Origin of the sequence: Streptococcus sp. SN-1, assembly GCF_041154385.1 — a bacterium.
Lineage (GTDB): Bacteria > Bacillota > Bacilli > Lactobacillales > Streptococcaceae > Streptococcus > Streptococcus mitis_CT.
The window spans coordinates 405238-425314 of the sequence record NZ_AP028929.1; the positions used below are offsets into that span (position 1 = coordinate 405238).

Consider the following 20077-nt stretch of genomic DNA (forward strand, 5'->3'; position numbering starts at 1 on the left):
CACTATGAAAACGCGTATTACAGAATTATTGAACATTGATTATCCTATTTTTCAAGGAGGAATGGCCTGGGTTGCTGATGGTGATTTGGCAGGAGCTGTTTCCAAGGCTGGAGGACTAGGGATTATCGGTGGGGGGAATGCCCCTAAAGAAGTTGTCAAGGAAAATATTGATAAAATCAAATCATTGACTGATAAACCCTTTGGTGTCAACATTATGCTCTTGTCTCCCTTTGTGGAAGATATTGTAGACCTCGTTATCGAGGAAGGGGTTAAGGTAGTTACAACAGGCGCAGGAAATCCAAGCAAATACATGGAACGTTTCCATGAAGCCGGTATTACGGTTATTCCTGTTGTACCAAGTGTGGCCCTAGCTAAACGCATGGAAAAAATCGGTGCGGATGCCGTTATTGCAGAAGGAATGGAAGCTGGGGGGCATATCGGTAAATTAACAACCATGACCTTGGTGCGCCAGGTTGCTGCTGCTGTATCTATTCCTGTTATTGCTGCAGGAGGGATTGCGGATGGTGAAGGTGCTGCTGCTGGCTTTATGCTAGGTGCAGAAGCTGTTCAGGTTGGAACTCGTTTTGTCGTTGCAAAAGAGTCTAATGCCCATCCAAATTACAAGGCGAAAATTTTAAAAGCTAGAGATATTGATACTACAATTTCAGCTCAACACTTTGGACATGCTGTTCGTGCGATTAAAAATCAGTTGACTCGTGATTTTGAAAAAGCTGAGAAAGATGCCTTTAAACAAGAAAATCCTGATTTGGAAATCTTTGAACAAATGGGAGCAGGTGCCCTAGCCAAAGCAGTTGTTCACGGTGATGTGGATGGTGGGTCTGTTATGGCAGGTCAAATCGCAGGCCTTGTTTCCAAAGAAGAAACCGTTGAAGAAATCCTAAAAGATTTGTATTACGGAGCAGCTAAGAAAATACAAGAAGAAGCCTCTCGTTGGGCAGGAGTTGTAAGAAATGACTAAAACAGCCTTTTTATTTGCTGGTCAAGGTGCCCAGTATCTAGGGATGGGACGGGATCTATATGATCAGTATCCGATTGTCAAAGAAACGATTGATCAAGCGAGTCAGGTACTCGGTTACGATTTGCGTCATCTCATTGATACGGAAGAAGAAAAACTTAATCAGACTCGCTATACGCAACCTGCCATTCTAGCGACATCGGTTGCTATTTACCGTTTATTGCAAGAAAAGGGATATCAGCCTGATATGGTTGCTGGTTTGTCCCTTGGGGAATATTCTGCCTTGGTGGCCAGCGGCGCCTTGGATTTTGAAGAAGCTGTTGCCTTAGTTGCTAAACGTGGAGCCTATATGGAAGAAGCAGCTCCTGCTGGCTCTGGCAAGATGGTGGCAGTTCTTAATACACCAGTAGAGGTTATTGAGGAAGTCTGTCGAAAAGCTTCTGAACTTGGAGTAGTTACCCCAGCCAACTATAATACACCTGCACAAATCGTGATTGGTGGAGAAGTGGTTGCAGTTGATCGAGCTGTCGAACTCTTGCAGGAAGCAGGGGCTAAACGCTTGATTCCTCTCAAGGTTTCAGGACCTTTTCATACCGCTCTCCTTGAGCCTGCTAGCCAGAAACTAGCTGAAATACTAGCTCAGGTAAGTTTTTCAGATTTTACTTGTCCCCTAGTCGGTAATACAGAAGCTACAATTATGCAAAAAGAAGACATTGCTCAACTCTTGACGCGTCAGGTCAAGGAACCAGTTCGTTTTTATGAAAGTATTGCAGTTATGCAAGAAGCAGGAGTAACCAACTTTATCGAGATTGGCCCGGGGAAAGTTTTGTCAGGCTTTGTGAAAAAGATTGATAAGACAGCTAAACTAGCCAATGTTGAAGATCAGGCTAGTTTGAAAGCCTTGCTAGAAAACAAGTAATCCCTTCTCCCATAAATATAAGAGAAAACAGGAGAAAAGAATGCAACTAAAAAATAAAAATATCTTTATTACAGGTTCGAGTCGTGGAATTGGTCTTGCCATTGCCCACAAGTTTGCTCAAGCAGGAGCCAACATCGTCTTAAACAGTCGTGGGTCTATCTCAGAAGAATTGCTCACTGAGTTTTCAAACTATGGTGTCAAGGTGGTTCCCATTTCAGGGGATGTGTCTGATTTTGCAGACGCTAAGCGTATGGTTGAGCAAGCTATTGCAGAGCTGGGTTCAGTAGATGTTTTGGTCAACAATGCAGGGATTACCCAAGATACCCTGATGCTCAAGATGACAGAAGCAGATTTTGAAAAAGTGCTCAAGGTTAACTTGACTGGTGCCTTTAACATGACACAATCAGTCTTGAAACCGATGATAAAAGCCAGAGAAGGTGCTATCATTAATATGTCTAGTGTTGTTGGTTTGATGGGAAATATTGGTCAAGCTAACTATGCTGCTTCTAAGGCTGGTTTGATTGGTTTTACCAAGTCTGTGGCGCGTGAAGTGGCTAATCGCAATATCAGAGTTAATGCTATCGCACCGGGAATGATTGAATCCGATATGACAGCGGTCCTATCAGACAAGGTAAAAGATGCCATGCTGGCGCAAATTCCTATGAAAGAATTTGGGCAGGCAGAGCAGGTTGCAGATTTGACAGTATTTTTAGCAGGCCAAGATTATCTAACTGGTCAAGTAGTTGCCATTGATGGCGGCTTAAGTATGTAGCAGAAGCTAGAGGTGAGAAAGATGAAACTAAATCGCGTAGTAGTAACAGGTTATGGAGTAACATCTCCAATCGGAAATACACCAGAAGAATTTTGGAATAGTTTGACAACTGGAAAAATCGGAATTGGTCCAATTACAAAATTTGATCATAGTGACTTTGATGTGCATAATGCGGCAGAGATCCAAGATTTTCCTTTTGATAAATACTTTGTAAAGAAAGATACCAATCGTTTTGATAACTATTCTTTGTATGCCTTGTACGCGGCCCAAGAAGCTGTCAATCATGCCAATTTGGATGTAGAGGCTCTTGATAAAGATCGTTTTGGTGTTATCGTGGCCTCTGGTATTGGTGGAATCAAAGAAATTGAAGATCAAGTGCTTCGCCTCCATGACAAAGGACCAAAACGTGTGAAACCATTGACCCTTCCAAAAGCCTTGCCAAATATGGCTTCAGGAAATGTTGCTATGCGTTTTGGAGCAAACGGTGTTTGTAAATCTATCAATACCGCCTGCGCTTCATCAAATGATGCGATTGGGGATGCCTTCCGCTCGATTAAGTTTGGTTTCCAAGATGTTATGTTGGTAGGTGGTTCAGAAGCCTCTATCACACCTTTTGCTATTGCTGGTTTCCAAGCTCTAACAGCTCTCTCTACTACAGAGGATCCTACTCGTGCTTCTATCCCATTTGATAAGGACCGTAATGGTTTTGTCATGGGTGAAGGTTCAGGGATGTTGGTTCTTGAAAGTCTGGAACACGCTGAAAAACGTGGCGCTACTATCCTGGCTGAAGTGGTTGGCTACGGAAATACTTGTGATGCCTACCACATGACCTCACCACATCCAGAAGGTCAGGGAGCTATCAAGGCCATCAAACTAGCCTTGGAAGAAGCTGAGATTTCTCCAGAGCAAGTAGCCTATGTCAATGCTCACGGAACGTCAACTCCTGCTAATGAAAAAGGAGAAAGTGGTGCCATCGTAGCTGTTCTTGGTAAGGAAGTACCTGTATCATCAACCAAGTCTTTCACAGGACATTTGCTGGGTGCTGCGGGCGCAGTAGAAGCTATCGTCACAATTGAAGCTATGCGTCATAACTTTGTACCAATGACAGCTGGAACAAGTGAAGTATCAGATTATATCGAAGCCAATGTCGTTTATGGACAAGGCTTGGAGCAAGAAATTCCATACGCTATTTCAAATACTTTTGGTTTTGGTGGCCACAATGCCGTTCTTGCTTTCAAACGTTGGGAGAATAAATAAGTATGAATTTAAACGATATTAAAGACTTGATGGCCCAATTTGACCAGTCAAGTTTGAGAGAATTTTCTTATAAAAATGGGACGGATGAATTGCAGTTTAGCAAGAATGAAGCGAGACATGTGCCTGAAGTCGCAGCTCAAGTAGCTCCAGCATCCGTTCTAGCAACACCAAGTCCAGTAGCTCCTACATCTGCTCCAGCAGAAACTGTAGCAGAAGAGGTTCCAGCTCCAGCTGAAGCAAGTGTGGCTGCTGAGGGAGATCTTGTAGAGAGCCCACTTGTTGGGGTGGCTTACTTGGCTGCTGGCCCAGATAAACCTGCCTTCGTTTCAGTTGGTGATAGTGTTAAAAAAGGTCAAACATTGGTCATTATCGAAGCCATGAAAGTCATGAATGAAATCCCAGCTCCTAAGGATGGTGTGGTAACGGAAATTCTCGTTTCTAACGAAGAAATGGTTGAGTTTGGTAAAGGATTGGTACGTATCAAATGATCGATATTCAAGGAATCAAAGAAGCCCTTCCCCACCGTTATCCTATGCTCCTAGTGGACCGTGTGTTGGAAGTGAGCGAGGATACCATTGTTGCCATCAAAAATGTGACCATCAATGAGCCCTTCTTTAACGGCCATTTTCCTCAATATCCAGTTATGCCAGGTGTTCTGATTATGGAAGCCTTGGCGCAAACAGCTGGTGTGTTGGAGTTGTCAAAACCTGAAAATAAGGGGAAACTGGTCTTTTACGCTGGTATGGACAAGGTTAAATTTAAGAAGCAAGTTGTACCAGGTGACCAATTAGTTATGACGGCAACGTTTGTAAAACGTCGTGGCACAATCGCTGTGGTTGAAGCAAAGGCTGAAGTGGATGGCAAGCTTGCAGCTAGTGGTATTCTTACCTTTGCAATAGGGAACTAAGGAGGTTCTCCATGTTTCGAAAAATTTTAATTGCCAATCGTGGTGAAATTGCGGTTCGTATTATCCGTGCGGCGCGTGAATTGGGGATTGCGACGGTGGCGGTTTATTCGACTGCTGATAAGGAAGCCCTTCATACGCTTTTGGCAGATGAAGCAGTTTGTATCGGCCCTGGTAAGGCAACAGAGTCTTATCTCAATATCAATGCGGTTCTATCAGCTGCAGTCTTGACTGAGGCAGAAGCTATTCACCCCGGTTTCGGATTTCTCAGTGAAAATTCCAAATTTGCTACCATGTGTGAAGAAGTTGGTATCAAGTTTATCGGTCCATCTGGCTATGTCATGGATATGATGGGAGACAAGATCAATGCGCGTGCTCAGATGATCAAAGCTGGTGTTCCAGTCATTCCAGGTTCAGATGGAGAAGTGCATAACTCTGAGGAAGCTTTGATTGTTGCTGAAAAAATTGGCTATCCTGTTATGCTCAAGGCCTCAGCAGGTGGAGGCGGTAAAGGGATTCGTAAGGTTGAAAAGCCAGAAGACCTCGTTTCAGCCTTTGAAACTGCCTCTAGTGAAGCCAAGGCCAATTATGGCAATGGTGCCATGTACATAGAACGAGTTATCTATCCAGCTCGTCACATTGAGGTTCAAATCCTAGGAGATGAGCATGGGAATGTGATTCATCTAGGTGAACGAGATTGTTCTCTTCAACGGAATAATCAAAAGGTTTTGGAAGAAAGTCCTTCGATTGCAATCGGAAAAACGCTGCGCAATGAAATTGGTTCTGCTGCTGTTCGAGCGGCAGAGTCTGTTGGCTATGAGAATGCAGGGACCATTGAGTTTCTTCTTGATGAAGCAAGTAGCAATTTCTATTTCATGGAAATGAATACACGTGTTCAGGTAGAACATCCAGTAACAGAATTTGTTTCAGGTGTGGATATCGTTAAGGAACAGATTCGCATTGCGGCAGGTCAGCCTTTGTCTGTTAAGCAAGAAGATATTGTTCTACGTGGTCATGCCATCGAGTGTCGGATCAATGCAGAAAATCCAGCCTTTAACTTTGCTCCAAGTCCAGGTAAGATTACCAATCTCTATCTGCCAAGTGGTGGAGTTGGCTTGCGCGTGGATTCAGCAGTTTATCCAGGTTATACCATTCCGCCCTATTATGATAGTATGATTGCTAAAATCATCGTTCACGGCGAAAATCGTTTTGATGCCTTGATGAAAATGCAACGTGCCCTCTATGAATTAGAGATTGAAGGGGTGCAGACCAATGCTGATTTCCAGCTTGACCTCATTTCAGATCGCAATGTCATTGCTGGAGATTATGATACTTCCTTCTTGATGGAAACCTTTTTACCCAAGTATCAAGAAAAAGAATAAAATGACTTCAAGAGTTTAAACCGAAAAGGGGAATCAATGGCTCTATTTAGTAAAAAAGATAAGTATATTCGAATAAATCCCAATCGTTCGGTTAGGGAAAAACCTCAAGCCAAGCCAGAGGTTCCAGATGAATTATTCTCCCAGTGTCCAGGCTGTAAGCATACCATTTATCAGAAGGATCTGGGAAGTGAGCGTACCTGTCCGCATTGTAGCTACACCTTTCGTATTTCTGCCCAAGAACGCTTGGCTTTGACGATTGATATGGGAACCTTCAAGGAATTGTTTACAGGGATTGAAAGCAAGGATCCCTTGCATTTCCCTGGTTATCAAAAGAAACTAGCAACTATGCGTGAAAAAACAGGGTTGGATGAAGCCGTTGTGACAGGAACTGCTCTTATTAAAGGTCAGACTGTAGCTCTTGGGATTATGGATTCCAACTTTATCATGGCTTCTATGGGTACGGTTGTAGGGGAGAAAATCACTCGTTTGTTTGAGTATGCGACTGTCGAACAATTGCCAGTTGTTCTCTTCACAGCCTCTGGTGGAGCCCGTATGCAGGAAGGAATCATGAGTCTCATGCAGATGGCCAAGATTTCTGCAGCGGTTAAACGCCATTCAAATGCAGGTCTCCTTTACCTGACCATTTTGACAGATCCAACGACAGGTGGTGTAACAGCTTCTTTCGCTATGGAAGGAGATATCATTCTGGCTGAACCACAGAGCTTGGTCGGTTTTGCTGGGCGTCGTGTGATTGAAAATACGGTTCGTGAAAGTTTACCTGAGGATTTCCAAAAGGCAGAATTCCTATTGGAACATGGCTTTGTGGATGCTATTGTCAAAAGAAGAGACTTGCCAGATACGATTGCTAGTCTAGTCAGATTGCATGGAGGGAGTCCTAGATGAATATTGCAAAAATAGTCAGAGAAGCGCGTGAGCAGAGTCGCTTGACAAGCTTGGACTTTGCGACAGGCATTTTTGATGAATTTATCCAATTACACGGTGACCGTTCTTTTCGTGACGATGGTGCAGTTGTTGGTGGTATTGGCTGGCTTGGAAATCAAGCCGTAACAGTGGTTGGTATCCAAAAAGGCAAGAGTTTACAAGATAATCTAAAACGGAATTTTGGTCAACCGCATCCAGAAGGTTACCGTAAGGCCCTACGGTTGATGAAACAGGCTGAAAAATTTGGCCGTCCAGTAGTGACCTTTATCAATACAGCAGGTGCTTATCCTGGTGTCGGAGCGGAAGAACGTGGACAGGGGGAAGCTATTGCTCGCAATCTCATGGAAATGAGTGGCCTGAAAGTTCCGATTATTGCTATCATTATCGGTGAAGGTGGTTCAGGTGGGGCTCTGGCTCTAGCCGTTGCGGACCGTGTTTGGATGCTGGAAAATTCTATTTATGCTATTCTCAGTCCAGAAGGTTTTGCTTCCATTCTATGGAAGGACGGCACTCGTGCCATGGAAGCGGCAGAACTGATGAAAATCACTTCGCATGAGCTGTTAGAAATGGACGTGGTGGATAAGGTGATTTCTGAAGCAGGACTTTCTAGTAAGGAACTGATTAAGAGTGTCAAAAAAGAACTCCAAGCTGAGCTAGCTATACTTTTACAAAAACCGTTAGAAGAGTTGTTGGAAGAACGCTATCAACGATTTAGAAAATACTAATACCTCAGAACACATAAAAACTAGAACTGGCAGTCAGTTCTAGTTTTTATGTGCTTCTTATACTCAATGAAAATCAAAGAGCAAACTAGGAAACTAGCCGCAGGTTGCTTAAAACACCGTTTTGAGGTTATGGATAGAACTGACGAAGTCAGTAACACATATACGGTAAGGCGACGTTGACGCGGTTTGAATTTGATTTTCGAAGAGTATTACTCTGTGCAGAGGGGAAAGTCAAAAGGTGCTTGGAAAACCAAACACCTTTTTGATTATTCATTTTCTTCTGTTACAAATTGACTAAGCAGTCCATTGATAAAACGGGCTGATTTTTGATCTGAAAAATTCTTAGCGAGTTCAATAGCTTCATTGACTGCTACCAGCTGAGGTGTATCAAATGAAGTGATTTCAAAGATTCCTAAGCGTAGTAAGTTTTTTTCGACCAAGGTCAAGCGTTCAACTGTCCAGCCTGACTTGAGGTGCTGGTTGATTTGTTTATCCAACTCGTCTTTTTGAGCTTGAACACCAGAAACCAAGTTCAGAAGAAAGGCAGGGATTTGCACATCTGTATCTTCACGGTCATGTGTGTAGGCAAAGTGACAAGCCGTTTCCATATCTGTACCGAATTCAAGGCTCATAAGAGCTTGAAAAGCGCATTTACGAAGTTCGCGTCTAGATTCTAATAATGGACTAGTCATTGAGGAAGTCCTCGTTAAATAGATCTTTCAACTCAGGTTTTGGTGTTTTGTCTGGAACGATTCCTGCAACATGGATGTTAACAGCAGCAAGTTCCACATCAGCCATATCACGGACAGCATCTTTGACTGCTTTTTGAATAGTAAGAGCAACTTTTGGTACCTTCACACCGTACTCAAGATAGAGATAGATGTCAGCAGTTAGTTCTTCGTTGCTTTCTTTTAAGTAGACGCCACGACCAAGAGAGAGTTTTGATAGGGTATCAGATACGGATTTATTTGAAAATGAATGGACACCATCAACTTTAGCAGTTGCGATGGCAATGATTTTTTCAAGTACACGTGGAGCGATAACGATTTCGCCAAATTGTTCTTCAGTTCCCATAGAATGACCTCTTTCTAGAGATTAGGCACGAGAAACGTAAGTTCCTTCTGCAGTGTTGATGATCAATTTTTGTCCAGCTTCGATGAAGTCAGGAACGTTGACAACAAGTCCAGTTTCCATAGTTGCTGGTTTACCAGAACCTGTAACAGTAGCACCCTTGATAGATGGTTGTGTTTCAGCAACTGTCAATTCAACAGTAGTTGGTACAGTTACACCGATTACTTCAGTTCCGTAGAATTGGATTTTCACATCAGAGTTTTCAAGGATGTAAAGCAATTCATTTTCAACGTTCACGACTGGGATTTCGTATTGGTCGTAAGTTTCAGTGTTCATGAAGTAGGCAGTTTCATCCATTTTGTACAAGTATTGAGCTGGAACAGTTTCGATAATAGCTTGTTCGAATTTTTCTTCTGGACGGTAGCTTGTATCAAATGTAGAACCAGTACGGACATCACGCAATTTCATACGCATGATTGTGTTCCCTTTACCTGGTTTGTGGTGGCTAGCTTCCAAAACGCGGATCAATTTTCCGTCTGCAGTTTCAAATGTCATACCAGCTTTCAATTTGCTTGCTTCAATCATGTTTTTACCTCTTTAATAAATATTATTACTCTTCATTTTACCATAAAATCTTCTGGAAATAAAGCCAAAATAGTTATTGGGAGATAGTAGGAGAGAAAAAACCAACCTCAGGGCTGGTTTCTTTTACATATTAATCTTCTTTCAACTTCGCCAATTCTTGGGCAAGGAGTTTAAGGGCGACTTGTGGGTTGGCTTGGCCTTTGGTTGCTTTCATAAGGAAGCCTGTAAAGGCCTTATCTGCGTTACGTTTACCTGACTTGAAGTCGGCAACAGCCGCTTCGTTATCATCAAAGACTTGGTGGATGATTGGAATCAGAATATCTGGATCTGAGATTTGGACCATACCTGCTTTTTCAACATATTCACGCGCTCCACCGCCATTTTTAGCCAGGTGGACAAAGACTTTCTTGGCAATCTTAGAAGAGATAGTACCGTCTTCGATGATGGCGATCATTTCAACCAAGTTTTCTGGTGTCAATTCGATTTGTTCCAGTGTCTTACCTTCAGCGTTCAAGAATTGAGCGACTTCGCCTTGGAGCCAGTTAGAAACTTGTTTGGCATCGCCACCGAGGGCAACAGCTTTTTCAAAGAAGTCAGAAGTGACTTTGTTTGCAGTCAACTGACTAGCATCGTAGTCTGACAAGCCAAGGTCAGATACATAACGCGCACGGCGTTCTTTTGGAAACTCTGGCAACTCTGTCCGCATTTCCTCAATCCACTCGTCTGAGATTTCAAAGAGTGGTAGGTCTGGTTCTGGGAAGTAGCGGTAGTCTGCAGCCCCTTCCTTGACACGCATGAGGATGGTTGCCTTATTTGCCTCATCATAACGACGAGTTTCTTGGCGGATTTGACCACCTGAGCGAAGGATTTCAGCCTGGCGTTGGACTTCGTATTCAAGACCTTTGCGAACGTTTGAGAAGGAGTTGAGGTTCTTCAACTCAGTCTTGGTACCGAATTTTTCTTGACCATACGGACGAAGGGAGATGTTGGCATCCACACGCATAGAACCTTCTTCCATCTTAACGTCAGAAATACCAGCGTACTGGATAACTTCCTTGAGGGCTGTTAGGTAAGCGTAGGCTTCTTCAGGAGAACGCATGTCAGCTTCAGATACAATCTCAATCAATGGCACCCCTTGGCGGTTGAGGTCAACATAAGAGTAGCCATCTGTACCGTGGGTGTTTTTACCAGCGTCTTCTTCTAGGTGGGCACGTTCGATACCGATTTTCTTAGTCGTACCATCTTCTAGTTCCACTTCAATCCAGCCGTTATAACCGATTGGCTCATCAAACTGAGAAATTTGGTAGGCTTTGGGATTATCAGGATAGAAGTAGTTCTTGCGGTCAAAGTGCATCTTTTTGTGGATGTCCATGTTGAGGGCAAGAGCAGCCTTGATACCGGCATCAACAACACCTTTATTGAGAACTGGTAGAACTCCTGGGAAAGACCAGTCAATCACGTTGGTGTTGGCATTTTGGTCATTTCCAAAGTGGGCAGAAGTAGGTGAGAAGATTTTTGAATTGGTGTTGAGCTCTACGTGGACTTCAAGTCCAATGACTGTTTCAAAGTTCATTAGTTGTCACCTCCAAAAATCACGGGTTGTTGTTTGTGGTAGTCTGTTGTTGCTTCAAAAACAGCAGCAGCTTGGTAAATGGTTTCCTCAGAATACTTAGGACCAATCAATTGGAGACCAACAGGCAGACCTTGAGAGAATCCAGCAGGAATCGAAATTCCTGGGAGACCTGCCAAGTTGACTGGTATGGTCAAAAGGTCAGCCAAGTACATGGCAACTGGGTCGTGGTTGAGAGAATCCAAGTCATAGGCAACACTTGGTGCAGTTGGGCCCAAAATCAAGTCGTAATCCGCGAAGACTTTTTCGAAATCTTGGATGATGAGGGTACGAACCTGACCAGCTTTCTTGTAGTAGGCATCGTAGTAACCTGATGAAAGGCTGAAAGTACCTAGCATGATACGACGTTTCACTTCTTCACCAAAACCTTGGCTACGGCTATTTACGTAGATTTCATCAAGGTTGCTTGCATCTTCTGCGCGGTAGCCGTAACGGATACCATCAAAACGTTGCAAGTTTGATGAAGCCTCAGATGAAGCGATGATGTAGTAAACGGCAACACCGTATTTTGAGTGAGGAAGGCTGACTTCTTCAACGATAGCACCCAGTTTTTCAAAGTGTTTGGCTGCATTCAGAATAGTTTCCTTAACCTCTGGGTCAATCCCTTCACCGAGATATTCTTTAGGCAAAGCAATTTTCATGCCCTTGATGTCTTGGCCGATTTTTGAAGTAAAGTCGGCAATGCGGACAGGGGCAGAAGTAGAATCTTTGACATCTTCGCTGGCAATAGCGTTGAGCAAGAGGGCGTTTTCCTTAACAGTAGGAGCAAAAGGTCCAATCTGGTCTAATGAGCTACCGAAGGCAATGAGACCGAAACGAGAAACCGTTCCGTAGGTTGGTTTGAGACCAACGATCCCGTTGAAGGCAGCAGGTTGGCGGATAGAGCCACCAGTATCAGAACCAAGTGACAAGCGAACTTGTCCTGAAGCTACAGCTGCGGCCGAACCACTTGATGATCCACCAGGAACCTTGCTGTGGTCCCAAGCATTTTTAGTGGCACCATAGTGTGAAGTCTCACCTGATCCACCCATAGCAAATTCGTCCATGTTGGTTTTCCCAACAACGATCATGCCCTTGGCTTTTGCATTGGCAACAGCTGTTGCATCAAAGATAGGCTCATAGTTGTAGAGCATTTTTGAGGCAGCAGTTGTGAGGATGCCGTCTGTAGAGATGTTATCCTTAACAGCAAGTGGAATTCCTGAAAGGACATTGTCAGCATCGATTCCAGCTTCATCAATGGCTTTAGCTTGAGTAAGAGCCTGGTCTTCAGCTATGGTGACGAAAGCGTTGATAGCTGTCTCGCGAGACTTGATATCTTCAAGTGTTGCTTGGGTTAATTCTGTTGCAGAAATTTCCTTAGAAACAAGGAGATTGTGCAAGTCTTCAATTGTTTTATTGTTGAAAGTCATTAGGCATCTCCTCCATCGTCTAGGATAGCTGGTACCTTGATATAGTAGTTGTCTTTTTCAGGTACGTTTTTAAACAAGCGATCACGGTCTGTTCCTTCTTCGGCCACATCAGGGCGGAGTAGAGTTTTGCGGTCAGCCATGGTCGTAGTAGGTACGACACCAGTTGTGTCGACTTCGCCCAGCAATTCAACCATGTCAACAATTTTAGACAAGGTAGTCGCAAAGGCAGCAGTTTCTTCTTCGGAGAATCTTAATTTTGAAAGATTGGCAACGTGTGTTACCTCTTCTTGCGTAATTTTCATCTTGCATCCTTTCATGAAATGATGATTTTTAGTCTGTTCTATTTTACCATATTTTCCTATAAATAAGGGAGGGAAAGGTGAAAAAAGACAGGTAGAGGATGGAGAACGGGTTTTAATGATGATTTGTTTGAAAAGAGGATATCAGAGGAGAAATTATATGGTACAATAGTTTGATAGAGAAGTGAAGACGGTGGTTACGAAATCGAAAGGATGGTGATGCTTATGTGCAGATCCTGTAAAATCTTATACTCAATGAAAATCAAAGAGTAAACTAGGAAGCTAGCCGCAGACTGTACTTGAGTACGGCAAGGCGAAGCTGACGTAGTTTGAATTTGATTTTCGAAGAGTATTTAGTAGAAAGTAGTAACCAGATTTGCCCCCCCTTTTTGAGGCTTTGACACTCATGTTTGTAGCTGGTAACTTTGTTATCACGCTCCTGAAGTTCATCCTTGAATTGGTAAAAGAGACAAAAAAATAGCCGTCCTAACTTTGGCGAGTTAACGAGCTATTTTTTAGTTATGTAATTACAGCCACCGTCTTAAACGGCTCTGTGGGGTGTTGTTGACGCAACACCTTTTTCTATATTCATTGTAACATTTATTTTAAAAATTGCAAGGGGAATTGTTCTACTTTAACAGTGTATAACATAAAATAGAAATTGAAAAAAATGCTAAAATCCGATATAATGGAGTGTTGAAAGGAATGGTAAAATCCAATGTAGAAATCATTCTTAGCTATTGAAACAAGAAAAATAGAGAATCAAAGAAAGAGAACTTATGAATATTCAAGAAGAAATTAAGAAACGTCGTACTTTTGCCATTATCTCTCACCCAGACGCGGGGAAAACAACCATTACTGAGCAGTTGCTCTACTTTGGGGGTGAGATTCGTGAGGCTGGTACTGTAAAAGGGAAAAAAACAGGGACTTTTGCCAAGTCTGACTGGATGGATATCGAGAAGCAACGTGGGATTTCGGTGACCTCATCTGTTATGCAGTTTGACTACGATGGCAAGCGCGTGAATATCCTAGACACACCAGGGCACGAGGATTTCTCAGAAGATACCTATCGTACCTTGATGGCGGTGGATGCTGCGGTCATGGTGGTGGACTCTGCTAAGGGTATCGAGGCTCAGACTAAGAAATTATTTGAGGTTGTGAAACATCGTGGGATTCCAGTCTTTACCTTTATGAACAAGCTAGACCGTGACGGTCGTGAGCCACTAGACCTCTTGCAAGAGTTGGAAGAAGTCTTGGGCATTGCTAGCTACCCTATGAACTGGCCAATCGGGATGGGGAAAGCCTTTGAAGGGTTATATGACCTCTATAACCAACGCTTGGAGCTCTATAAAGGGGATGAGCGTTTTGCCAGTTTAGAAGATGGGGACAAGCTTTTTGGTAGCAATCCTTTCTACGAGCAAGTCAAGGATGACATTGAGCTTTTAAATGAAGCTGGGAATGAATTTTCAGAGGAAGCTATTCTTGCTGGAGAATTGACACCTGTCTTCTTCGGTTCGGCTTTGACAAACTTTGGTGTGCAGACCTTCCTTGAGACTTTCCTTAAGTTTGCTCCAGAACCTCATGGACACAAGAAAACAGATGGAGAAATTGTGGATCCTTATGACAAGGATTTCTCAGGATTTGTCTTTAAAATCCAAGCCAACATGGATCCTCGTCACCGTGACCGTATTGCTTTTGTCCGTATCGTGTCAGGTGAATTTGAGCGTGGTATGAGTGTCAACCTACCTCGTACTGGTAAGGGTGCCAAGCTGTCCAATGTTACACAGTTTATGGCTGAAAGTCGTGAGAATGTGACCAATGCCGTGGCAGGTGATATTATCGGTGTTTACGATACAGGTACTTATCAGGTTGGGGATACCTTGACAGTTGGGAAAAATAAATTTGAATTTGAACCCCTACCAACCTTTACCCCTGAAATTTTCATGAAAGTTTCTGCTAAGAATGTTATGAAGCAAAAATCCTTCCACAAGGGTATTGAGCAACTGGTGCAAGAAGGAGCCGTTCAGCTTTATAAGAATTACCAAACAGGTGAGTACATGCTAGGGGCTGTGGGGCAACTCCAGTTTGAAGTCTTTAAACACCGTATGGAAGGCGAGTACAATGCTGAAGTGGTTATGAGCCCAATGGGGAAAAAGACTGTTCGTTGGATCAAGCCTGAGGACTTGGATGAACGGATGTCATCAAGCCGCAATATCTTAGCAAAAGACCGTTTTGACCAACCAGTATTCCTCTTTGAAAATGACTTTGCCCTTCGCTGGTTTGCAGATAAGTATCCAGACGTAGAGTTAGAGGAGAAGATGTAGATCGCCAAAGTTACTTGATTGTGTAACAATCTAAGTAACTAACGCCAAGTTTCTATGGAACTTGGCTAGGCGCTCCACTAGTAAAGTTTTACGAATAATATCGATTCGTAAAACTTTACGTCGTAACGGGTAGTGAGTGGTCTAGCTAACTACTTTACTAACTACGTTTGGCAAATAGAATCGATTTGCCAAACTCCGTGTCGTGGTGTAAAAATCGGTTTACCTAAACGCCTCACTAGGCAAAGCCCACGAATGGTATCGATTCGTAAAACTCAGCGTCGTAATCTAACAATCGCTAACCTTTATGTTGGTTGATCTAAATATTCTAATAAGAGAAGTCCAGGAATGCTATATTCATGGGCTTTTTCCTTATGGTATTGTGGGCTTTTTTGTAAGAGTTAGTAGGTCGAGCTATTTGCATTACTAAAGTGCACCTTTTTTCTTGCCAGCTTGCTCAAGAAATATCGTAGTTAAACTATATACTTTGAAATTTACTATCTTTTAATCATAATGAAAACAGCGAAGAGTTCCTTGGATAATATATATGTCTATCCAAAGGAAAATGATGCTCTTTTTAATTTTGGATAAGTATGACGTATTCATCGGCAAAAATAATGGATTTCTCTTTTTTATAGCCTAGTCAATGAGGGATTCGGTTGTCTATTATATTAACTTTATTTCTCAATGAGACCTCCATGCAAAATCAAACAGAAAATGCTTTTTTTTTTTAGCAAATATACTAAAAAATAAGTTGACTTAACATAATGATTTGTGTATAATAGAAAACGATTGCATTAAACTAGCTACTGTAGCACTTTTTGGAGGAAAAAAAATAAATGTTTTTCAGACGTCAAAAGGGTCAATATCGCGAGACTGATCGTGTGACTCGATACAAACTGGTAAAATCCGGTAAGCATTGGTTGAGAGCTTCAACCTCTCTTTTTGGCTTGTTCAAGGTTTTGCGTGGTGGTGTAGATACTACTCAGGTTATGACCGAAGTAGTAGAAAACCAAACTAATCAAACGATTACAGGTCTTGATATTATAAGAGGTATTGCAGCAACAGGTGCCGTATTAGGTGGGGCTGTTGCTACTCAGACAAAAGTTTTTGCAAACGAAGCGGTAGCTCTTGAAAAAACGTTAGATAGTTCAGATGCTCTAGCAACGCATGATACAGTTGTCCTTGGTACAACTGCAAAAGTGGATGCGGAGAATTCGGCAAGTCTGTCTAATTCAGTAAGCGAGAGTGTATCTACTTCAGAATCAGTATCCACTAGTCTATCAGCTAGCGCTAGCACTTCTGCAAGTATGTCAACAAGTGCCTCAGAAAGCGCATCAACTTCGGCTAGCGTCTCAGCAAGTACTTCTGTAAGTTCTAGTCAGTCGATGGTGGCTTCAGGCAATAGTGTACATTCTACTACTGCTTCTGAGACTTCTGGAAAAACAGAGTCTGTGTCAAAAGAAAGTCAGTTGACTAAAGAAGAATTACCTACCTCTAAGCTAAGTGCTCCCGTATTGGAATCAGCTAAATTGGAAAAAGGTTTGGTTGATACGAATGCAGAAATAAGTAGTTTGGCGGGAGTAACTGCTGGTGCCATAGCAACATCGGAAGTTTCAGCTAAGCAACAGGATGAAAATCGCAAGAAGTTAACCAAACTTTCAGCTGAAATGGGTGAGTACCTAGCAAAAGCGGTTGGTCTACCTAATAGTGATGAAGCCATAGCGAAAGTGAATGCTGCGGTGACTGCTATCGAGACAGCCCTTGCTAATCCTAAGGCAGATTTGACCGAAACTGTAAAACTAGCGACCTCTGCTCGTAACTCGATTGCTAATGCTGTGTTGAGAGTCAATTCAGGTGCGCGTGATGCACGAAATGGTCAAGGTATGGGCAATGGGGTACATCCTAGAGCTTTACCTACTTCGTTAATCACGAACACGTTTGCTAGCAATAGAACATCGGCTTCGCTTGAATCAGGTCAGTACAATAAGAATACACATGAAGTGATTTGGCGCATCAAGATGCACTCAGATAATGCCCTGAATTATGCTGGTTTACTTGCCAATGTGGATCCAAATACGACCATCACCCGTGTTACTTTTAATGGTCAACCAATGGAGAAGCGTGGTGGTTCTGGCAATGAGTACGTGTTTAGCAAACGTCATGATTTAAATAGAAATCTAGATGCAACGATTGATGTTCATGCTATTGTGAATGACAAGTCAAGCAATGCCAGATTGGATGCCCGAGTTGCTACAAGTAGTCAACCGTTTACAAGTACGAATGTTTCTGGTAATTACACCAATATGATGACCTCTTATGTCCATACAGGTAGAGCAGGGAATCAAAATGATGCTGTGAGAAATCAGGGACGCGCAACAGATAATCCTCCTACTGTTGAATTGCCAAAATTACTTGAAGTTTTCAATGATGATTCTGTAAATATCAATATGGTGTTTAGAGATGATAAGGCTTTGAGATTGTTCTATACGGGAAATAATCCTTTTATTACAGGTTTACAAGGTAAAAATTTCCCTGGACAAATCAACTTTGCGACTCTTAAACGAGATCCTAAAACAGGCCTCAATACAGCCTATGTTTATGAACATAAGCAGTGGACAACCGAGATTTATGGTACGATTGGTCGGGAAAATGGCTGGAAACCAATGACTCCTGGGGATTACAATATTTCGTATGGTGCTGATGATACTGCCGGACAAAAAACAATGACTACGATGACTGTTCGTATTCACGGATTTAATGAGCGTCAATCGCCTATAAGCGGTGCGACTGTCGCAGTTAATAATACGACAAATCTAAGTAAGGCAGAAAGAGACCAAGTATTGGCTAACTTTAAAGCAGCCAATGCAAACGTTCTCTCAAGTACAGATTACAAAAAAGGATCTGAAGAAGGTTCAATCAGTGTAGCTAATAATGGAGATGTTACCATTACTTATCGTGATAGAACCACGGATACAGTCACAAACAATGTTAAGTATGGTGTAGAGAAAACAACTGAGCACTTTTATGCAGTTAGCGACGAGCCTCTATCTAATATAAATCCAAGAAGTCTTGTGCGCCCAGTTGGCGGAGCATCTGACTTCCCTAGTGGGACAACGTTTGCATGGAAACAAGGTCAAGCTCCTACAATGGCAGTAGGAACTCGAACTGCAACTTTAACTGTAACTCACCCAGATAAAAAGACTACAACAGATTTAACATACAAGTACACAGTTTATCCGAAGATTGAAGCTCAAAGTGCCAATGAGGTTACTGGTAAGTTCTTTGCATTTAAAGGAACACATGCGGCGGACAGAACAGAGGGAGGTAATAGCAGTAAAATAAAAAGTGGAGCTTGGGCTAATAATTATGGTAGAGATACGTTTGTATATACTAATATTAAATCGCTCCCTTCAGGGACTAAGTGGTCCTATAAGTATCAATTAAATGGTACAGGTCCGGAGAAAACAACCGATGTTGGAACACCGGCTTTTGGTGAAGTATGGTATACAACTAAAGAAGTGGTGCAAGAAGAACCAATTAGTCATAAGACGACTTATACCATTAAAGCTGTTTATCCTAAAGGTCGTTTAGGTGCTGCATCAACTAACGACCCAGCTCTTACAAGCGAGACAACATTTGAGTATACGGTAGTTGATCCTATAGGAAAAGAATATGTGACAACAGTTGGGAATACAGGACCTTTGAATGAGATTATTAATGCCCCAGGCAAGGCTATTAAGAATTCGAATCCTAGTGTACCTATTCCTAACGGTCCAGAGGAAGCGACTACAACCACCTACAGATGGGTATCTGCACCAGGTGATAGCACAGTAAGTACTCCAGGTATCAAAAAGGAAGATGTCACAGTTACCTTGCCAAAAGGAGCACAAACTAAAAATAATAGTAGTGCAAACATTCCTGTAACCATCAAAGTTAGACCAAACCCACCGCAAATCGCAGATAATCAAGTAACAAATACAGGTGGTCTTCCAAGCCGTGATATTACTGTAACAAACGCTTTACCAGGTGCGAAAGTTACCTTGACAATCAATGGCAAACAACTTTTACCGAAAACGGCAGATGATAGAGGAATAGTTACGTTTGCTGCAAATGACTTAGCAGACAGTAATGGTTTACTTCCAACAGGGCCAGTGACTGTTAAACAAAGTAAGGAATTCCTTAATCCTGTAACAAATCATAATGAGACATTGGAATCAGATGTAAGCCGTGTTGAAATCAGCAAGGAAACTGAAGCGCCAAAAGTTACTGTTAAGGTAGAAGTACTTGATAAGTCTACAAATAAATGGGGAGAAGCTCCGAAGACGACAGATGGCAAGAGCAAAATATATGCTGGAGATCAATTCCGTGTCAGGGTTGAAACATCTGATAACAGTGGCAAAATTACTAGAGTTGAAGCTTGGGATAATGAAAGCAACGAAAGCAATACTCATCGTATAGGGAACTTAATTTCAAGCCCACATGCTAAAGAAGATGCGACTAATCAAGTAAGGGAAAGTGATAACAGAATCATCGACGCTTCTAACGATCATCCATATACTCACGAGTTGACAGGCACAGCGACTTATAACCCAAACCAGGTATTTAATCCAGAAGAAAATTATACTAACACTGCAACTCCTAACAATGCTCCAACCAACAATACTTGGACACGCTATGCTAAAGTACGAGATATAAATGGCAATCCGGGTGTTGCTAAGTTTGTGATTATACAAGCTCCATTAAGTGAGAAATATAGTCCAGAGTCACCGGTGATTCAGGTGGAGAATCTTACTACACCAACAGAAGCTGATAAGAAAAAGATTCTAAAAGCGATTGAAGATGCGAATCCTAACAAGCAGATAAAAACTGTCTCTGTAGGTAG

Annotated in this window: 17 protein-coding genes and 1 pseudogene; 12 read left to right on the plus strand and 6 right to left on the minus strand. The window is 42.4% G+C overall.

Annotated elements, in window-relative coordinates; genetic code table 11:
* Nucleotides 1-4 precede the first annotated feature (4 nt).
* The 9 genes from fabK to ACAM22_RS01920 are packed head-to-tail and all read left to right on the plus strand — an operon-like array spanning nucleotide 5 to nucleotide 7877.
* Nucleotides 5-979: an enoyl-[acyl-carrier-protein] reductase FabK gene (fabK, locus tag ACAM22_RS01880; protein WP_369606855.1), complete on the plus strand. Its 975-nt coding sequence runs from the start codon at nucleotides 5-7 to the stop codon at nucleotides 977-979.
* Nucleotides 972-1895: an ACP S-malonyltransferase gene (gene fabD / locus ACAM22_RS01885; protein ID WP_261070515.1), complete on the plus strand. Its 924-nt coding sequence runs from the start codon at nucleotides 972-974 to the stop codon at nucleotides 1893-1895. The genes fabK and fabD overlap by 8 nt, the downstream gene beginning before the upstream one ends.
* Nucleotides 1896-1935: 40 nt before the next feature.
* Nucleotides 1936-2667, plus strand: coding sequence for a 3-oxoacyl-[acyl-carrier-protein] reductase (fabG, locus tag ACAM22_RS01890; RefSeq protein ID WP_261070516.1), 732 nt, complete (start codon nucleotides 1936-1938; stop codon nucleotides 2665-2667).
* Between the two features lie 21 nt (nucleotides 2668-2688).
* Nucleotides 2689-3924: a beta-ketoacyl-ACP synthase II gene (gene fabF, locus ACAM22_RS01895; RefSeq protein ID WP_261070517.1), complete on the plus strand. Its 1236-nt coding sequence runs from the start codon at nucleotides 2689-2691 to the stop codon at nucleotides 3922-3924.
* 2 nt (nucleotides 3925-3926) lie between these two features.
* The gene (gene accB / locus ACAM22_RS01900; RefSeq protein WP_261070518.1) at nucleotides 3927-4412 is read left to right on the plus strand and encodes an acetyl-CoA carboxylase biotin carboxyl carrier protein; all 486 of its coding nucleotides are present in this window, start codon (nucleotides 3927-3929) and stop codon (nucleotides 4410-4412) included.
* The gene (gene fabZ, locus ACAM22_RS01905; RefSeq protein ID WP_000565514.1) at nucleotides 4409-4831 is read left to right on the plus strand and encodes a 3-hydroxyacyl-ACP dehydratase FabZ; all 423 of its coding nucleotides are present in this window, start codon (nucleotides 4409-4411) and stop codon (nucleotides 4829-4831) included. The genes accB and fabZ overlap by 4 nt, the downstream gene beginning before the upstream one ends.
* A gap of 11 nt (nucleotides 4832-4842) precedes the next feature.
* Nucleotides 4843-6210, plus strand: a complete 1368-nt coding sequence (accC, locus tag ACAM22_RS01910) for an acetyl-CoA carboxylase biotin carboxylase subunit (protein ID WP_261051343.1) — start codon at nucleotides 4843-4845, stop codon at nucleotides 6208-6210.
* Nucleotides 6211-6246: 36 nt separating this feature from the next.
* Nucleotides 6247-7113: an acetyl-CoA carboxylase, carboxyltransferase subunit beta gene (accD, locus tag ACAM22_RS01915; RefSeq protein ID WP_261051350.1), complete on the plus strand. Its 867-nt coding sequence runs from the start codon at nucleotides 6247-6249 to the stop codon at nucleotides 7111-7113.
* Nucleotides 7110-7877, plus strand: a complete 768-nt coding sequence (locus ACAM22_RS01920) for an acetyl-CoA carboxylase carboxyl transferase subunit alpha (protein WP_261051351.1) — start codon at nucleotides 7110-7112, stop codon at nucleotides 7875-7877. The genes accD and ACAM22_RS01920 overlap by 4 nt, the downstream gene beginning before the upstream one ends.
* A gap of 266 nt (nucleotides 7878-8143) precedes the next feature.
* Here the strand turns inward: ACAM22_RS01920 and nusB are convergent, their stop codons facing one another.
* The 6 genes from nusB to gatC all read right to left on the minus strand — a co-directional run bounded on the left by nusB (nucleotide 8144) and on the right by gatC (nucleotide 12874).
* The gene (nusB, locus tag ACAM22_RS01925; RefSeq protein ID WP_049552713.1) at nucleotides 8144-8569 is read right to left on the minus strand and encodes a transcription antitermination factor NusB; all 426 of its coding nucleotides are present in this window, start codon (nucleotides 8567-8569) and stop codon (nucleotides 8144-8146) included.
* Nucleotides 8562-8951, minus strand: a complete 390-nt coding sequence (locus ACAM22_RS01930) for an Asp23/Gls24 family envelope stress response protein (protein WP_261051358.1) — start codon at nucleotides 8949-8951, stop codon at nucleotides 8562-8564. The genes nusB and ACAM22_RS01930 overlap by 8 nt, the downstream gene beginning before the upstream one ends.
* A 21-nt stretch (nucleotides 8952-8972) precedes the next feature.
* A complete protein-coding gene (efp, locus tag ACAM22_RS01935) occupies nucleotides 8973-9533 on the minus strand; it encodes an elongation factor P (RefSeq protein WP_000568643.1) in 561 nt (186 codons plus the stop codon).
* A 130-nt stretch (nucleotides 9534-9663) separates the two neighbouring features.
* Nucleotides 9664-11106, minus strand: coding sequence for an Asp-tRNA(Asn)/Glu-tRNA(Gln) amidotransferase subunit GatB (gene gatB, locus ACAM22_RS01940; RefSeq protein ID WP_001008656.1), 1443 nt, complete (start codon nucleotides 11104-11106; stop codon nucleotides 9664-9666).
* Nucleotides 11106-12572, minus strand: a complete 1467-nt coding sequence (gatA, locus tag ACAM22_RS01945) for an Asp-tRNA(Asn)/Glu-tRNA(Gln) amidotransferase subunit GatA (RefSeq protein WP_369606856.1) — start codon at nucleotides 12570-12572, stop codon at nucleotides 11106-11108. Before gatA ends, gatB begins: the two co-directional genes overlap by 1 nt.
* Nucleotides 12572-12874, minus strand: coding sequence for an Asp-tRNA(Asn)/Glu-tRNA(Gln) amidotransferase subunit GatC (gene gatC / locus ACAM22_RS01950; protein WP_369606857.1), 303 nt, complete (start codon nucleotides 12872-12874; stop codon nucleotides 12572-12574). The genes gatA and gatC overlap by 1 nt, the downstream gene beginning before the upstream one ends.
* A 403-nt stretch (nucleotides 12875-13277) precedes the next feature.
* Between gatC and ACAM22_RS01955 the strand changes: the two genes are divergently transcribed.
* The 3 genes and pseudogenes from ACAM22_RS01955 to ACAM22_RS01965 all read left to right on the plus strand — a co-directional run.
* Nucleotides 13278-13352: a hypothetical protein gene (locus ACAM22_RS01955; protein ID WP_232610068.1), complete on the plus strand. Its 75-nt coding sequence runs from the start codon at nucleotides 13278-13280 to the stop codon at nucleotides 13350-13352.
* A gap of 298 nt (nucleotides 13353-13650) precedes the next feature.
* Nucleotides 13651-15195: a peptide chain release factor 3 gene (locus ACAM22_RS01960; RefSeq protein ID WP_001025438.1), complete on the plus strand. Its 1545-nt coding sequence runs from the start codon at nucleotides 13651-13653 to the stop codon at nucleotides 15193-15195.
* 836 nt (nucleotides 15196-16031) lie between these two features.
* Nucleotides 16032-20057, plus strand: a pseudogene (locus ACAM22_RS01965) (accessory Sec-dependent serine-rich glycoprotein adhesin); the annotation flags it as partial.
* Nucleotides 20058-20077: the final 20 nt, after the last annotated feature.

Bases quoted from the DNA above. Each gene is read 5' to 3' on its own strand.
- accB (WP_261070518.1), top strand. From the start codon at position 3,927: ATGAATTTAAACGATATTAAAGACTTGATGGCCCAATTTGACCAGTCA.
- accC (WP_261051343.1), top strand. From the start codon at position 4,843: ATGTTTCGAAAAATTTTAATTGCCAATCGTGGTGAAATTGCGGTTCGT.
- fabZ (WP_000565514.1), top strand. From the start codon at position 4,409: ATGATCGATATTCAAGGAATCAAAGAAGCCCTTCCCCACCGTTATCCT.
- fabF (WP_261070517.1), top strand. From the start codon at position 2,689: ATGAAACTAAATCGCGTAGTAGTAACAGGTTATGGAGTAACATCTCCA.
- gatB (WP_001008656.1), bottom strand. From the start codon at position 11,106: ATGAACTTTGAAACAGTCATTGGACTTGAAGTCCACGTAGAGCTCAAC.
- fabG (WP_261070516.1), top strand. From the start codon at position 1,936: ATGCAACTAAAAAATAAAAATATCTTTATTACAGGTTCGAGTCGTGGA.
- fabK (WP_369606855.1), top strand. From the start codon at position 5: ATGAAAACGCGTATTACAGAATTATTGAACATTGATTATCCTATTTTT.
- gatC (WP_369606857.1), bottom strand. From the start codon at position 12,874: ATGAAAATTACGCAAGAAGAGGTAACACACGTTGCCAATCTTTCAAAA.
- nusB (WP_049552713.1), bottom strand. From the start codon at position 8,569: ATGACTAGTCCATTATTAGAATCTAGACGCGAACTTCGTAAATGCGCT.
- accD (WP_261051350.1), top strand. From the start codon at position 6,247: ATGGCTCTATTTAGTAAAAAAGATAAGTATATTCGAATAAATCCCAAT.
- ACAM22_RS01960 (WP_001025438.1), top strand. From the start codon at position 13,651: ATGAATATTCAAGAAGAAATTAAGAAACGTCGTACTTTTGCCATTATC.
- ACAM22_RS01920 (WP_261051351.1), top strand. From the start codon at position 7,110: ATGAATATTGCAAAAATAGTCAGAGAAGCGCGTGAGCAGAGTCGCTTG.
- efp (WP_000568643.1), bottom strand. From the start codon at position 9,533: ATGATTGAAGCAAGCAAATTGAAAGCTGGTATGACATTTGAAACTGCA.
- fabD (WP_261070515.1), top strand. From the start codon at position 972: ATGACTAAAACAGCCTTTTTATTTGCTGGTCAAGGTGCCCAGTATCTA.
- ACAM22_RS01930 (WP_261051358.1), bottom strand. From the start codon at position 8,951: ATGGGAACTGAAGAACAATTTGGCGAAATCGTTATCGCTCCACGTGTA.
- gatA (WP_369606856.1), bottom strand. From the start codon at position 12,572: ATGACTTTCAACAATAAAACAATTGAAGACTTGCACAATCTCCTTGTT.